The organism is Acinetobacter sp. A22 (genome assembly GCF_030913345.1).
Taxonomy (GTDB): Bacteria; Pseudomonadota; Gammaproteobacteria; order Pseudomonadales; family Moraxellaceae; genus Acinetobacter; species Acinetobacter junii.
Genome location: NZ_CP133162.1, coordinates 697,076 through 713,276 on the forward strand (window position 1 = coordinate 697,076; position 16,201 = coordinate 713,276).

Consider the following 16,201-nt stretch of genomic DNA (forward strand, 5'->3'; position numbering starts at 1 on the left):
ATGACTCTATTATTGATATTGCTTAGCTTGTTTATTCAGTTTGTTTTGTTGTGGGCTGTATTTTATTTCGAACTAAATCGCACGATTGGTAGTATTTTATCAATTACTATCGCTATTTTATGTAGTGTATTTATCACACCTTGGAGTTTATTGATTGGCTTACCAATTATTCTCGCGAGTGTGATTCTTCTCCTCCCTCCATTACGTGAAGCATTCATCAGTCGTCCAGCATATAAAGCATTGTCAAAAGCAATGCCGTCGATGAGTACGACAGAAAGAGAAGCCCTAGAAGCAGGAACCAGTTGGTGGGAAAAAGAACTGTTTATGGGTTCTCCTAATTGGAATAAATTTGATGATTATCCTTATCCGACATTGTCAGCTGAAGAACAGTCCTTTTTAGACAACGAAGTTCAGCAGCTATGCGCCATGCTCGATGAATGGAAAATTCATCATCAAGATAAAGATTTACCTCCTGAAGTATGGCAATTCATCAAGGATAAAGGTTTCTTAGGTCTTATTATTCCAAAATCTTTTGGTGGCAAAGAATTTAGCCCATTTGCGCAAAGTCGTATTATGAGCAAGATTGCATCACGCTCTTTAACTGCAGCTGTGAGTTGTATGGTTCCTAACTCTTTAGGACCAGGAGAGCTTTTATTGCATTATGGAACGACTGAACAGAAACAACGTTACTTACCAGGTCTTGCGAATGGTACAGAAATTCCATGTTTTGGCTTAACAAGTCCTGAAGCAGGGTCAGATGCTGGTGCAATTCCTGACACTGGCGTGGTTTGTTATGGTCAGTATCAAGGTCAGGATGTGCTTGGATTAAAAATGAATTTTTCTAAGCGCTGGATCACACTAGCACCGATTGCGACTGTGATTGGATTGGCTTTTAAACTGTATGATCCTGATGGTTTATTGGGTGATAAATCAAAAATCGAATATGGCATCACCTGTGCATTAATTCCTGCAAATCATGAAGGAATTAAAATTGGTGCACGCCATAATCCAGGTGCGCCGTTTATGAATGGTACAGTCGAAGGAACTGATGTATTTATTCCAATTGACTGGATCATCGGTGGACAAAAAAATGCTGGTAAGGGATGGCGTATGTTGATGGAGTGTCTCGGCGTCGGACGTGGTATTTCATTACCAGCATTAGCTACAGCCGCAGGTGAGATGAGTTACTTATTGGTTGGTGCATTTGCGAGTGTACGACAACAGTTCAAAGTTTCTGTCGGTAACTTTGAGGGTGTACAAGAAGCGACCAGTGATATTGCCAGTGATGCTTATATGTTAGAGGCATTTAGATACATGGTCACTTGTGGTTTGAATCAAGGTGGTACACCATCAGTTATGACCGCTATGGCGAAGTATTATGCAACCGAAACGATGAGAACTGTGATCAATCACGGGATGGATGTAGTCGGTGGACGTGCGATTCAGCTTGGTCCTCGTAACTTCTTGGCATTGACTTATCAATCTATCCCAGTAGCGATTACCGTTGAAGGTGCGAACATTTTAACTCGCTCATTGATGATTTTTGGTCAAGGTTCTATGCGTTGCCATCCGTATTTGTTTGAAGAATTACAACTCCTGCAAGCAGAAGATAAATCAGTTGCTTTGAAACAATTTAACACGTTGTTGTTTAAGCATTTGGCTTATACCTTTAACCGAGGTGCGAGAGCTTTCGCTTATGGTATTACGGGTGGACCGAGTCATGCATCCATGCAGTCTGATACTTTCACCAAACCGTATTATGTGATTATCAATCGCATGAGCACTGATTTTGCTCTAACCGCTGATATGGCTTTAGGTCTTTTAGCTGGAGATTTAAAACGTAAAGAAATGCTTTCAGGACGCTTGGCGGATATCCATTCATACTTATTTATCGCAACCTCGATTCTTAAATATTATGAAAGTGGTAAACGGACGGAAGCTGAGCAAAAACATGCTGAATTGGCATTAAACAAAGCTTTATTTAATGCACAAGAAGCTTTTTTTGGATTCTATGAAAACTTCCCAGTAAAAGTTGCAGCTAAATTAGTGAAATTGATCTGTTTCCCATTTGGACGTCCAGTCGCAAAACCAACAGATCATTTGAAACAAGAAGTGGCTCAATTGCTATTACAGGAAAATGCTTTCCGTGAAGAATTGAAGAAGCATGTGTATTACACCACTGAAGCAACAGATGTGATGGGGCGTATGGAATCTACATTCCAGATGTTGCTCACTATGCAACCGTTGTGGGATAAGTTCAAACGCGCAGAATCAAAAGATAAGTTCAAAGGATTCAGCTTTGAAGAAAGAATCCATGATGCTGTGGCGATTGATTTTATTACTCCCGCAGAGGCAGATAAACTACTGAAATATAATGCTAAGCGTTATGACAGTATGTTAACGGATGTATTTGATCGTGAATTGAAACAAGAACGACCTTTAGCAAATCCGCATCTGCCAAGTTAAGAATTTGTCATCCATCATAAGTAAAAGCGAGTTATTTTAAATAGCTCGCTTTTTTATTAGAGATTAAATTTTTTTCTATATCGCCATAAAGTTGTTCGACTCATATTGAGTTCTTTTGCAGCAAGATTCAGGTAATTTTGATGTTTAATCAAAACATCTCTAATTTTATTCTTATTGATTTTTTCTGGATAAACAGGCTTCTCTGATACCTGATTATGTAATTGTGATGAATGCAAATGAGTATCTATGATTTCATCTGGTAGATCAGCAACTTCAATTTCTGATTTTTCATTTGCCATGGTCAATGCATATAAAAGGGTGTTTTTTAGCTCACGGACATTTCCTGGCCAATCATAAGCAATCAAGGTTTTTAATGCTTCGTCGGATAGATGCGGTTGTGTGTGAAATAAAGATTGCTGCTGACTCAAAATAAATTCAGCGATCAGCGGAATATCCTCTTTACGATCACGTAAAGGTGGAATAAAAATAGGGATAACTCTTAGGCGATATAATAAATCCTGACGGAAACGTCCTTGTTTCGCTTCTTCGCGCAAAGCTCGGTGGGTCGCGGTGATGATTCGTACATTGGCTTTAATTGATTTTTCACCACCCAAAGGTGTAAATTCACCTGTCTCGAGTACACGCAAAAGTTTGGCTTGTAACTCCAGTGGGATTTCAGCAATTTCATCTAAAAATAGCGTTCCGCCAGCAGCTCGCTCGAAAACTCCTTTATGTTCACGAATCGCACCTGTGAAAGCACCTTTGACATGCCCAAACAATTCACTTTCTAAGATGTTTGCATTTAAAGCTGCGCAGTTGATTGCGATAAAAACTTTGTTTTTTCGTTGACTATGGTCATGAATGGCTTGTGCAACTAGTTCTTTGCCACTTCCAGACTCTCCACGAACTAAGACTGGAAATTCTGTAATCGCCACACGTTCAATAATTGAAAACATACGTTGCATTTCAGGAGATTGGCTATGAAATGTTTCAGACAAACTCTGACCACTATTTTCCTTTTTTGATGTTTCAGCCTGTTGCAATGGTTGAACTAAGTACAACTTTCCAGAGAAATCCTGATCTGAAACTTGGATATTGTGTTGGTGACATAAAAGCTCAATTGAAGCTGTGGCAGATTGCAGATGAATTTTCCCAGTTTCTAATAGATTGTTTAGTATTTTTTGTTTAGTCAGTTGAGCAATAGAGGGATTAAAACGTGTTGATTTGAACTCATAAATTATAGCTGAGTTTGATTGATCAACAATAAACAGGGCGCAGTCTGTAATGAGTTGTTGTAAATATCCTAAGAAGTTTTCCAAATCTACTTGTTTTATAAAATCAATGGATTGATTCATATTGTTTCAGGTGTTGTTTCTTTGAATGTTTCATTGAAACATAAAATGAACTGATGGTGAAACATAAAATTAAGAAACTATTAAATAATATTTAATAATATATTGTTTTATTTGAATATAATAATTTGTGCATAGAGTTGGTATCTTGTTTGCAATTTAAGAATATATAAATAAGTACATCGAGATTGATCCACATGATATTTCATCAGTTTTTTGAAAATGAAAGTTCAACATATACCTATCTCATCGCATCTGAACAGACACGTGAAGCTGTACTGATTGATCCTGTTGCATCGGAAATTGAGCGTTATGCGGACATGCTTGAACAAAATAATTTGAAGCTAGTTTATAGCCTTGATACGCATGTGCATGCAGATCATGTAACGGCAGCAAATCTGTTACGTGAACGCTTTGGATGTAAAACAGTGTTACATCGCAACTCTGAAGTTGCATGTGGTGACATTTTTATATCTGACCGTAGTGCAATTCGCGTAGGGGAGATTTTAATTGAAGCTCGCTATACGCCTGGACATACCAATGCATGTACCAGTTATGTAGTGGACGGTATGGTATTTACGGGTGACGCATTGCTTATAGACGGTTGCGGGCGTACTGATTTCCAAGAAGGTGATGCTGCAACTTTGTATGACAGTATTCATCAACAGATATTCACTTTAGCTGATGAAACGATTGTTTATCCAGGTCATGACTACAAGGGGCGTTTGTCATCTACGGTTGGACAAGAGCGACTACATAACTCTCGATTGGGGGAAGGCAAAAGTAAGCAAGACTTCATTATTTTGATGGAAAACCTCAATCTTCCTTATCCAAAGAAAATTGATATTGCTTTACCTGCGAATAAAGCCTGCGGTCAGTAATAGGAGAGAGTGGCATGCAATTAAAACAAGTGAATCAAGAATTTTATGTTGCAGATCAAATTTCTCAACGAGATGTGGCTGAACTTGCAAATAAAGGTATCAAAACAATTATTTGTAATGAGGGTGCTGATCAACCCAATATCATTGAAATACAAGAAGTAGCATCTACTCACGGGATTCAAGTTGAGTATTTACCTGTGGTGAGTGGCCGTGTAACTGATGAGCAGGCTGAAGAGTTTAAATCAGTTTATCAAGCAGCTCAAAAGCCAATCTTGGCGTTTTGCCGAACAGGTACACGCTCAATCACGCTTTGGGGATTATCTCAGGTTTCTGGATTAAGTCTGGATCAAATGCTATTGGTGTCTAAAACTCTGGGTTATGACTTACAAGGTTTAATTCCAAGAATCCTCAATCAACATCCGACACAATTAAATAATGTGCCTAAATTTTCGGTGGTGATCGTAGGTGGTGGAGCTGCTGGGATTTCAGTTGCTTCAAGCTTACTTTCACGAGAACCAAATCTAGATATTGCTGTGATTGATCCAGCAGAAATTCATTACTATCAACCTGGTTGGACGATGGTCGGTGGTGGAATTTTTGCACCTGAAAAAACAGTTCGAACCATGGCGAGTTTGATACCCAAGCAAGTACAGTGGATAAAAGCTGCTGTGGCGGCCTTTGATCCAGACAATAAACAGGTGTTGTTAGAGGGCTGTAAGCCGATCAACTATGAAGTATTGGTGGTTTGCCCAGGTTTGAAGCTCAACTGGCACGGTATTGACGGTTTAGTTGAAACATTGGGCAAAAATGGTGTGACCTCGAATTATCGTTATGATCTAGCGCCGTATACATGGCAGTTAGTCAGTCAAATGAAACGTGGTAAGGCGATTTTCACTCAACCACCTATGCCGATCAAATGTGCTGGTGCGCCACAAAAAGCGATGTATCTATCTGCCGATTATTGGCAAAAACAAGGCGTATTGAAAGATATTCAAGTTGATTTCTTCAATACGGGTGCGGTGTTATTTGGTGTTGAAGCTTATGTGCCAGCATTGATGGAATATGTGAAACGCTATAACGCCAATCTGCACTTCAACCATCAGCTGGTAAAAGTTGATGGTGCAAACAAACGTGCATGGTTCAAGGTCAATCAAGGTGAAAGTACATCACTGTTAGAAACTGATTTTGACATGATTCATGTCGTTCCACCGCAACAAGCACCTGATTTTATTCGTGCAAGTAATTTAGTTGATGCAGCAGGTTGGGTGAGCGTTGATCAAAATACTTTGCAGCACAGCAAATATCCTTACATTTTTGCACTTGGAGATGTCATGAATGCTCCGAATGCGAAAACTGCTGCGGCAGCGCGCAAACAAGCGCCAATTGTTGCAGTGAATGTTTTGCAGTACTTAAAAGGTAGTGATCAATTTGCTCAGTACGATGGTTATGGTTCATGTCCTTTGACTGTTGAGCGAGGCAAGATCGTTCTTGCAGAATTTGGTTATGGTGGGAAACTGCTTCCGAGTTTTCCAAAGTGGTTCTTGGATGGTCAAAAACCTTCACGTATGGCATGGCTGTTAAAAGAACAGATCCTACCCCCGATGTATTGGGATGGCATGTTAAAAGGGCATGAGTGGCTTGTAAAACCTAAACTGTAATTTATTTATTAGATCATATAAATCATTAGCTTAGCTCTAAATTTAGAGCTGGGTTAGGTTTTTTCACACTTGAAAAAGTGTATCTCATTTTTCATGAGGTCCTTTATGGATATGTGGTTATTAGTCTTGGAAGGTCTAGCAATCGGATGCTTGCTTGGATTAACAGGTGCGGGAGGAGGAATTTTAGCCGTTCCCGCACTGATGGCGAGTCAAGGATGGACTGTCTCACAAGCTGCACCTGTTGGACTACTTGCAATTACACTTTCTGCGTTTGTGGGGAGTGTACAAGGCTTATTGAAAAAAATCGTACGCTATAAAGCTGCAATATGGATTGCTTTGATTAGTATTCCATCGGCTCGATATGGCGTGCATTTATCTAACATCATCTCTCCTACATGGTTAAGCCTAGCTTTTAGTTTAGTGATGATGGTTGTTGCCTATCGAATTTTCTTCAATAAAGTTCATGATTTTGAAGATCCACCATGTAAGGTCAATCAGTCTACTGGAAAACTTATTTGGAATGTGAAAACAGCCAGTGTATTGGGTCTTATTGGTGTGGTTGCGGGTTTGTTGACTGGATTGCTTGGTGTTGGTGGTGGATTTGTCATTGTTCCAGCGCTGCGTAAAGCAACGGATCTCGATATGCGTAGTATAGTTGCAACGTCGTTAATGATCATTTTTCTGATTGGCGGTGTGAGCATTTCTATCCACGTACTCGATGGCTTCCAATATCCAGTTTCAGTAACGATCAGTTTTGTGGTTGCTTGCATTTTAGGGATGTTGGTCGGACGACGACTCATTAATTTGATTGATCTAAAAACAGTGCAAAAGATATTTGCAACTGTGGTAATTGGTGTCGCTGTTTACCTAATTTGGACAAGTCTTTCTGTACTATTTTTATAGAAAGTGTCATATTTAAAAAATGAAATTCTATGATTAGCCTATTTTTAGGAATAGGCTAATGAGTATAAATAAATTTTTGTTTTTAAATGATTTTACACGATCATTTTGCTAATATTTTTTATATAATTGATCTTCACATAAATTTCATACCAAATTTTATAAAATCAAAATTACAAGAGAAATGGGTCAGGAAGAATCAATGTTTAAATTTTTTCTGCGATGGATAGACAGTTGGTCAACTACACAAACTTCTGAGACAAATGAGTCTGATACGTTTAAAACATATAAAGATACTAAAATTCAATGGTTGCGAATCCTTCCATTTATTTTTTTGCATATCGCATGTTTAGCCGTTTTCTGGGTCGGTGTATCTTGGTTTGCAGTCGCGTTTATGCTGTTTTTTTATTTTATTCGTATGTTTGCGATTACAGCATTCTTTCATCGTTATTTGTCACATAAAACATTTCAGACTTCTCGTCCTGTGCAATTTATATTTGTCTTGATTGGAACGATGAGTGCGCAACGTGGTCCTTTATGGTGGGCTGCTCATCATCGCTATCATCATCGTTTTACCGATACAGAGCATGATCCACACTCATCAGAGCATGGTTTTTGGTATAGCCATATCGGCTGGTTCCTAAATGAACAGAATTTCACAACGCGAAAGGAGGTCATCAAAGATTGGATCAAATTTCCAGAATTAGTTTGGTTAGACCGATTTAGTTTACCCGTTGTGTTACTGACTGCTTTATCAATCTATGGTTTGGGTGAGTGGTTAGCAGTTGCTTATCCAAGTTTAGGTACATCAGGTTTGCAATTGCTGGTTTGGGGTTTTGTGGTTTCAACAGTTTTGTTGATTCACGCAACTTTATGTATTAACTCGCTTGCTCACTTGTATGGAAGTCGAGATTTTGAGACTAATGACAATAGTCGAAATAACTTATTCCTTTCGATTATTACATTGGGCGAGGGTTGGCATAATAATCATCACTATTATGCAGGTAGCACGCGACAAGGTTTTTTCTGGTGGCAAATCGATATTACTTATTACATTTTAAAAATGATGTCTTTTTTAGGTCTCATTTGGGCGATCAAACCAGTACCTGAGCGCGTTTATGATGCGCACAAAACTCAAATACAAAATTTAAAAATGAACGCGAATAAAATTCAAAGTGAGAAGTCTTGATGAAGATTGCAATTGTAGGTTCAGGTATTTCAGGCATGTATGCCGCATGGAAATTATCACAGCAGCATCAAGTCACGATCTTTGAAAAAGAGAATTATTTCGGAGGGCATACTGACACCCACGATCTTTGGATTGATGAACAGAATGTTGCAGTAGATAGTGGGTTTATTGTATTTAATGACTATAACTATCCTTTATTCAGTGCAATGATTGCTGAACTTGGTGTCCAAGCACAGAATAGTGATATGAGTTTTTCTGTGAATAATCAGGTCACTGGACTACAGTACAATCCATCTAAAAAATGGTCATTATTGACTCGCCCGCAAAATTTTTTAAATAAGAACTTTCGATTGATGCTGTCTGATTTGATCAGGTTTTATCAGGAGAATAAAGATGTCGTCGTGGATCAATGTGATGCTGAGTTAAGTATTGAAGATTATCTAAATCGAAATGACTACTCTCAGGTTTTTAGAGAAGAACATCTCTATCCAATGTGTGGCGCACTATGGTCAAGTCCAGTTGATCAAGTTGGCAAGATACCCTACAAATTTGTGGTCAGTTTCTTTCAACATCATCGTATGTTGCAGTTGGCTGATCGACCACAATGGCAGACAGTAAAAGGTGGTTCAGCTTCTTATATACGAGCGATTCAAAAAGCTTGCCCATCGATTATTTGGAAGAAAGCGCAAGTTCAACAAGTGATTCGTGAAAATGATTTAGTTCATATTGTCACGAATCAAGAACAAGAAACTTTTGATTGGGTTGTGTTTGCGAGTCATGCTGATGATACGTTACAGCTTATTCAAAATCCTTCGGCAGATGAGCGAGATGTATTAGGTTGTTTTGATTATCAAGATAACTTTATGGTGGTACATCGCGATACTTCGATTATGCCGAAGCGTCAATCTCAATGGGCGAGTTGGCATGTGCACGTCACTGCTCAAGAAAAACCTGAAAAAAATGGTAAAGTTCATCAAGTACACTATGGATTTACCTATTGGATGAACAGCTTGCAGAATCTACCTTGTAAAACGCAGGTATTTTCTACATTGAATCCGAATATGCCGATCGCGAATGATAAGATTTATGTCGAACGTCATTATCGACATCCTGTTTTTGATAAAAAAGCAATTGAGTCACAAGCGCGTTGGGAACTGATTAATGGTCAAAACCGCAGTTCATTTTGTGGAGCATATTGGGGTTGGGGCTTTCATGAAGATGGGGCGAGAAGTGCTCAGCGGGTAGTAGATAAGTTGTTAAAAATTAAAGACTAATTTGGAGGTGATCACATGTTTGAAGATTCACTTTCCATAGCCAAAGCTCAGATTAGACATCGGCGCTTTCATCCCAAAGCACACGATTTTCAGTCTAGTTTGAGCTATTTATGCTTTGATCCAGATCGTATCGATCAAAACCTAGATCGTTCATGGCTTTGTTCAACTTCGCGTTGGAATATCTTAAATCTTTATGAAAATGATTTTCTAAAAGGCTATACAGGTTCGATCAGAGAACGAATTAAGAAAATTCTTTTGCAGCAAGTGGACACGATTTTATCGACTCAATCAGAAATTCGTGTGCTCGCATTGCCAAGAACTTTAGGATTTAGTTTTAATTCAGTCATCTTTTATTTTGTACTTAATCCTCAAAAACAACCTGTTTTCATATTGAGTGAAATCACCAATACCCCTTGGAATGAACGTAAAGTTTATGTGCATGACTGCCGTCAAAAATTAAAAGAGCACAGTCATTTCAAAAGTTATGAGTTCGAATTTGAAAAGAGTTTTCATGTGTCTCCATTTATGCCGATGGATATTCACTATAAATGGTGCTTTAACTTTTCAGATGAACAAAATGTGATTCATATGCAGCTTTATCAATCAGATAAATTTATCTTTGATGCAACGATGCGTTTCACTTTAACCAGCATCACAGTTCCTTCACAACTGAATCGTTATGCTATTTATCATATCTTTGAACCTTTCAAGATGTTAGCTTCAATCTATGTTCAAGCTTTTCATCTATGGCGAAAGAAAGTTCCATTTTATCGGCACCCTAAAAAAGATAAGGATTTAAAACAACATGATGAAAACGCTTATTTTCGGTGAACACGATTCACTGCCTTTGGTTCTTCGGAGCTTGCTCAAACTTCGTCATGGTCAAATTCATTTTCGTGGAGAATGGAATGGCACCGTGGGAGAGCTTTCAGATTTAGAAGCTACGATAGATATTCATAATAAAGAATTGATCGATCTGATTTTTAAAAACGGTGTACTTGGTGCGGCTGAAGGTTATATTCGCGGCTATTGGAGCAGTGAACACCTCGTTGAAGTCATTCAAATTTTGGCGAGAAATCGTCATGTGCTTGATAAGATTAATCAGAATGTGATTTCTCAAGCCAGCCAACTTGTATTAAAAGCTTGGTACAAAACACGTAAAAATTCATTGTCAGGAAGTCGAAAAAATATTGCAGAGCATTACGACCTGAGCAATGACTTTTTCAAACTCTTTCTTGATTCTTCAATGATGTATTCCAGTGCAGTATATAAGCACAAAGATATGACTCTAGAAGAAGCTTCGGATTATAAAAAAGAACTGATTTGTCAGAAATTACAACTCAAACCAATGGATCACTTGGTTGAGATCGGTAGTGGTTGGGGCGGATTTGCGATCTACGCTGCTCAGCATTATGGCTGTAAAGTGACTACGATCACTATTTCTCAAGCACAATACGATGAAGCAACCAAACGTATTGCCGATGCGGGTCTCAGTCATCGTGTCAATGTTCAGCTCAAAGATTACCGATTGTTAGAAGGGAAATTCGACAAGTTAGTTTCGATCGAAATGATTGAAGCGGTGGGTGAGCAATATTTATCGACTTACTTTAATAAATGCCGATCCTTATTAAAACCGAACGGGTTGGGATTGATTCAAGCTATTACGATTGAAGATGCGCGCTATAAAAAAGCCTTGAACACCGTGGATTACATTAAACGCTATATTTTCCCAGGGAGCTTTATCCCTTGTATCAGCGTTTTAACACAAGCGGCATCTGAACAACAGTTACGCTTAAAACATCTTGAAGATATTGGCTTGAGCTATGCTGAGACGATTCATCAATGGCGTGAGCGTTTCTTAAATGCCAAAGAACAAGTTTTGGCTTTGGGATTTGATGAAAACTTTATTCGGATGTGGGATTTCTATCTTTGCTATTGCGAAGGTGGCTTTAAAGAAGGGGTGATCAGCGATGTACACCTGTTATTTGAAGCAAGTCCTTATTAATTCCTCATTATTATAAGCATCAAGGAGGCAGTTATGATATGGCAATTGTTTTTACTTGATGCCCTTGTGATGACGCTTTGTTGGTTGTGGGCAACAGTAAACCATCGTGCAGGTATCGTAGATGTCGCATGGAGTTTCTGTATTGTTCTCAATATTGCCATTACAGCATTGTTTGTTGAGATCGCTCCGTTAAATGTCAGATTGTTTCTCGGCGTATTCAGTTCAATATGGTTCTTGCGTCTAACTTTGCATCTATTCCGTCGTTATTTAGCTGAGCATGAAGAAGACCGTCGATATGCCAACATGCGTAGAACAATGGGCAAATATCAACATTTTGGTTTCTTTCTATTTTTCATGTTTCAGGCTGGATTAGCCATTTTATTCAGCATTCCGATGTGGAGCTTGCTCAATGTGCCAAGCATGTCTTGGAGCATGGATACCAATGATTATCTGATTATTGCAGGTCTAATTATGTTTGTTGCATTCGTCGGTGAGACGGTTGCAGATCAACAATTATATCGTTTCAAGCAAAATCCTAAAAATCATGGCAAAACAATGGATCAAGGTCTGTGGAAGTATTCAAGGCATCCAAACTACTTCTTTGAATGGCTGCATTGGTTTGCTTATCCCATCATAGGATTAGCGGCAGGATTATTAAGCTTGTGGATCTATCCAATTTTGATGTGGTTATTCTTGTATTACATCACGGGTATTCCATTCAGTGAGCAACAAGCATTAAAAAATCGAGGTCAAAATTATCTCGATTATCAAAAACGAACTTCAATGTTTATTCCGTGGAAACCCAAACAGTAGGTACTGCACATGGACTTTATTATTCAAAAATCTTTAAAACTCGTTGAAAGCGGTTTAGTTCCAGATCAGGCAATTCGTGCAGCAATCCGTGCATTGAGTAAAAAGCGTTTGATTCAAGAAGGGCGCTATGATCCTGAGCAAGGTGCACAGCGTTATATGGACGTGCTCAATATGTTGAAGCACAGTGAGATTGCGATTGAAACAGACAAAGCCAATGAGCAACATTATGAGTTGCCGACTGCTTTCTTTCAGGCTGTCTTAGGCAAACGTTTGAAATATAGTGCCTGTTTCTTTCCACATGACCACACCACATTAGATGAAGCCGAAGAATTTGCACTGCAAATATATAGCGATCGTGCACAGTTGCAGGATGGTCAAGAGATTTTAGAGTTGGGCTGTGGTTGGGGATCATTTACCCTATGGATGGCTGAGCGTTATCCAAATGCGAAGATCACAGGTGTTTCAAATTCTGCAACTCAACGTCAGCATATTTTAGCTGAAGCTGAAAAACGTAATTTGAATAATATTCAAATCATCACTTGCGATGTCAATGTGCTTGAATTAAAGACCAATACGTTTGATCGTGTAGTTTCGGTTGAAATGTTTGAACACGTTAGAAACTATCAGAAACTCTTTGAGAAAATTCAGTCTTGGCTTAAAGAAGACGGTAAGTTGTGGTGTCATATTTTCTGTCATCGTTTCTTACATTATCCTTTTGAAATCAAAAGTGAATATGACTGGATGTCACGTTACTTTTTTACGGGTGGTCTGATGCCATCTACCTCTACATTCTTACATTTCCAAGATCATTTAGAGCTTGCGCAGCATTGGCAGTGGTCAGGCACACATTATGAAAAAACATCTAATGCTTGGCTAGAAAATATGGATCGCCATGCTGATGAGTTAAGACCTTTGTTTGAGCAAGTCTATGCACAAGATGCAGATGCATGGTGGCAACGTTGGCGTATATTCTTTATGGCTTGTGCAGAGTTATTTGGATTTGAACAAGGACAAGAGTGGGTGATTGGTCACTTCCTGTTCAATAAGAAAGTCGTATAATTAATTATTGTTTATTGCAGATCAGCTTATGTTAAAACCGAAAAATCATGGCGTGAATACACATCCATTGAGCAAGATGTTTAATCGTCATTATTGGTTGCAAATAGGGCTGATCGCACTTTCAATCATTATTGGTATTGCGTGTAGTGCATGGGTAATTAAGGGTTCTTTACTTAAAACTGCACTCGAGCAAGAGATGGAACATTATTGGCTGCGAGTCGATCGTAATCCCAATGCAGATTTACCTGACACAAAGAATTTGTACGGCTATCGTTGGAACACAGCAATGCCGCCCGCTGCTTTTAAAGGACAACGTTTAGAACAAGGTGTACACCGCATTTTTGTGGATGGAAAAGAACGTATGACTGTTTATGGAGAGAGAAATGGTCAGCACGTTTTATTGGTTTTTGGCGAAAGTAACGTTAATAAAATTGTATGGATGTTCGGACTTGCACCATTAATGTTTAGCCTAATTGTGCTTTACAGTATTTTATGGTGGTCTAATCGTCGTGCTAAACGTTATTTCTCACCGATAACTCGATTAGCCAATGCTTTAGAACATATTGATTGGGCGCATCAAAATAAAGAAGCATCGCCGTTTCAAGGTATTAGTACCAATGGCAATTTAGAAGCGGAATATCTAAAACAAGCGCTGGAAAAATATCATCAAGTTTTAACTGAATTTATTTATCGGGAAAGAGAGTTTACGGGTGATGTGAGCCATGAATTGCGTACTCCGCTAACTATTTTGAAAGGCAATGTGCAACTTTGTCAGGCGAAATATGGTGAAGATAAATCACTAAATCGAATTTCGAATACCATCGAAGATATGCAATTGTTGGTTGATACGCTATTGGCTATTGCTCGAAACACCACGAACACGCTAACCGCTGAACAAATGACTCTATCAACGATCATTCGTGATTTGGTAAGTGACTTAGATCCAGTGAGTCAAAGCAAAGGAATGGAGATTCTAGTTCAATACGATCCTCAAGAATTTCCTCGTATGATTTATCCATCTATGACTAAAATGGTTCTGAGCAATATCCTGCGTAATGCTCTGAATTATTCCCAAGGCTCAAACATTCATATTATTCAACGTAAAAATAGTATTGTGATTGCGGATAATGGGATTGGAATCACGATGCCGAATGATTCCAAAGTTCAAGAATTAAATACGACTCAACTGCAACTTAAAGCAAAAGGGCATGGTATCGGATTACAGTTGGTGCAAAAACTCTGTAATCAATTAGGCTGGCGTGTTGAGCTATTTGATCGACAATATTATTTGAGCACACGCAAATATCTCAAACTGGAAAACACAACGGGTTTAATCGTTGTGGTGTATATGAATTGAGTTTAATAATCTTCAAAAGCGACTTTTAAGCCAACACCTGAGACGGTATGAATTAACTTTTGGTCAAATGGTTTGTCGACCATTTTGCGTAAGTTATAGATATGGCTGCGTAAAGCATCACTTTCAGGTTCTTCATCTCCCCATAGTTCGATGATAATTTCTTGTTTAGTGATCACTTTAGGTGAATTGCGCATCAAAATTTTGAGTAATTTAAACTGAATTCTTGGCAGCTCAATATGTTGACCCGCACGGGTAACTGTTTGGGTAGAACTATCTAAAATAAGATCATGGATTTGAATTTTACTAGAAGAAACCTCTCCAAGAGATCGTTTAATCAACGCACGAATACGCATCACTAATTCATTAAAATCAAAAGGTTTAACTAAATAGTCATCTGTTCCAGCAGTAAAACCTTTTAATTTGTCATCTAAGGTATCTCTCGCGGTTAACATCAAGATAGGAATATCTTTACCTTGATCATTTCTAAGCCATTCACATAAGTCGTAGCCTGAACCATCGGGAAGATTGATATCTAAAAGTAGCAAATGGTAGGGTTGGTTCTTTAGAAAATTTCGTGCCGCATCGAGGTTGCGTGCATGATCGATCACAAAGCCATGCTCTTCTAGGAACTCACACACTGTTGCTGCAAGTTCATAGTGATCTTCAACCATCAGAATAAATTGATTGCTCATAATAATAGTCAAGTTATTGATTTAGTAATTGTTGCTTTAATTTAGCATTAAATGGCTGGCTTCCAAACCAAATTTTAAAATACTGATTGGCTTCAGTATCCGTGATTTTCCCAAGTGGTTTTTGATTTAAAGACAGCGAAAGTGTTTGATTGGAATGACTATATTTTAATGAGTACAGATCGCCTTTACGGACAGGCTTATATAAAGATGTAATTTTATTCAATGCAGAATTATCCGTAAAATTGCTGACATTTTTTTTGAGGAAATGAGTGGCTGCTCTTTTAAAAGCCCATTCTGGAATATCACGTGTGTACATGAAATCGAGCTGTATATCTTGACTATCCCATTTTTGACTACAGTCACTAGCATAATAACTGACGGTACCAACATTCTTTTTAGTCACGATAATCGGCGCATTTTTACAAAATTGAGTGCTTGCATGACTAAGATTTGTTGCGAGAGAGAGAAATAGTACACTTGAGAGCACTATGATTTTTCTGTGGTAAAACATAACAAATCCTCAGTTTTCAAATGTAGATCTAGCCTTATATAGAC

Annotated in this window: 14 protein-coding genes; 11 read left to right on the forward strand and 3 right to left on the reverse strand. The window is 38.4% G+C overall.

Annotated elements, in window-relative coordinates:
* Complete coding sequence (locus Q9Q86_RS03570) at window positions 1-2,466, forward strand: acyl-CoA dehydrogenase (protein ID WP_112986138.1); 2,466 nt, start codon at window positions 1-3, stop codon at window positions 2,464-2,466.
* A gap of 56 nt (window positions 2,467-2,522) precedes the next feature.
* Here the strand turns inward: Q9Q86_RS03570 and Q9Q86_RS03575 are convergent, their stop codons facing one another.
* A complete protein-coding gene (locus Q9Q86_RS03575) occupies window positions 2,523-3,821 on the reverse strand; it encodes a sigma-54-dependent Fis family transcriptional regulator (RefSeq protein WP_112986137.1) in 1,299 nt (432 codons plus the stop codon).
* A gap of 194 nt (window positions 3,822-4,015) precedes the next feature.
* Here Q9Q86_RS03575 and Q9Q86_RS03580 point away from each other — a divergent pair, with 194 nt between their 5' ends.
* The 10 genes from Q9Q86_RS03580 to Q9Q86_RS03625 all read left to right on the forward strand — a co-directional run bounded on the left by Q9Q86_RS03580 (window position 4,016) and on the right by Q9Q86_RS03625 (window position 14,954).
* The gene (locus Q9Q86_RS03580; RefSeq protein ID WP_112986136.1) at window positions 4,016-4,699 is read left to right on the forward strand and encodes an MBL fold metallo-hydrolase; all 684 of its coding nucleotides are present in this window, start codon (window positions 4,016-4,018) and stop codon (window positions 4,697-4,699) included.
* A gap of 14 nt (window positions 4,700-4,713) precedes the next feature.
* Window positions 4,714-6,357: a bifunctional protein tyrosine phosphatase family protein/NAD(P)/FAD-dependent oxidoreductase gene (locus Q9Q86_RS03585; protein ID WP_112986135.1), complete on the forward strand. Its 1,644-nt coding sequence runs from the start codon at window positions 4,714-4,716 to the stop codon at window positions 6,355-6,357.
* A 105-nt stretch (window positions 6,358-6,462) separates the two neighbouring features.
* Complete coding sequence (locus Q9Q86_RS03590) at window positions 6,463-7,260, forward strand: sulfite exporter TauE/SafE family protein (protein WP_004959321.1); 798 nt, start codon at window positions 6,463-6,465, stop codon at window positions 7,258-7,260.
* Window positions 7,261-7,459: 199 nt separating this feature from the next.
* Entirely contained in the window at window positions 7,460-8,446 is a 987-nt protein-coding gene (locus Q9Q86_RS03595; protein ID WP_004914962.1) for an acyl-CoA desaturase, read from the forward strand.
* The gene (locus tag Q9Q86_RS03600; protein WP_112986134.1) at window positions 8,446-9,720 is read left to right on the forward strand and encodes an NAD(P)/FAD-dependent oxidoreductase; all 1,275 of its coding nucleotides are present in this window, start codon (window positions 8,446-8,448) and stop codon (window positions 9,718-9,720) included. Before Q9Q86_RS03595 ends, Q9Q86_RS03600 begins: the two co-directional genes overlap by 1 nt.
* Window positions 9,721-9,735: 15 nt before the next feature.
* Complete coding sequence (locus Q9Q86_RS03605) at window positions 9,736-10,551, forward strand: DUF1365 domain-containing protein (protein ID WP_005402809.1); 816 nt, start codon at window positions 9,736-9,738, stop codon at window positions 10,549-10,551.
* Window positions 10,526-11,725: a cyclopropane-fatty-acyl-phospholipid synthase family protein gene (locus tag Q9Q86_RS03610; protein WP_004914971.1), complete on the forward strand. Its 1,200-nt coding sequence runs from the start codon at window positions 10,526-10,528 to the stop codon at window positions 11,723-11,725. Before Q9Q86_RS03605 ends, Q9Q86_RS03610 begins: the two co-directional genes overlap by 26 nt.
* A gap of 33 nt (window positions 11,726-11,758) precedes the next feature.
* Window positions 11,759-12,538: a DUF1295 domain-containing protein gene (locus Q9Q86_RS03615; protein WP_005402808.1), complete on the forward strand. Its 780-nt coding sequence runs from the start codon at window positions 11,759-11,761 to the stop codon at window positions 12,536-12,538.
* 9 nt (window positions 12,539-12,547) lie between these two features.
* Window positions 12,548-13,597, forward strand: a complete 1,050-nt coding sequence (locus Q9Q86_RS03620; protein WP_004953470.1) for a cyclopropane-fatty-acyl-phospholipid synthase family protein — start codon at window positions 12,548-12,550, stop codon at window positions 13,595-13,597.
* A 28-nt stretch (window positions 13,598-13,625) separates the two neighbouring features.
* A complete protein-coding gene (locus Q9Q86_RS03625) occupies window positions 13,626-14,954 on the forward strand; it encodes a HAMP domain-containing sensor histidine kinase (RefSeq protein ID WP_039047254.1) in 1,329 nt (442 codons plus the stop codon).
* Between the two features lie 2 nt (window positions 14,955-14,956).
* On the opposite strand, the gene Q9Q86_RS03630 is transcribed toward Q9Q86_RS03625, so the two are convergent.
* Window positions 14,957-15,646 (reverse strand): response regulator transcription factor, encoded by a 690-nt coding sequence (locus Q9Q86_RS03630; protein ID WP_004959303.1) that lies wholly within the window; start codon window positions 15,644-15,646, stop codon window positions 14,957-14,959.
* Between the two features lie 13 nt (window positions 15,647-15,659).
* Window positions 15,660-16,157 (reverse strand): chalcone isomerase family protein, encoded by a 498-nt coding sequence (locus Q9Q86_RS03635; RefSeq protein ID WP_042893116.1) that lies wholly within the window; start codon window positions 16,155-16,157, stop codon window positions 15,660-15,662.
* Window positions 16,158-16,201 lie beyond the last annotated feature (44 nt).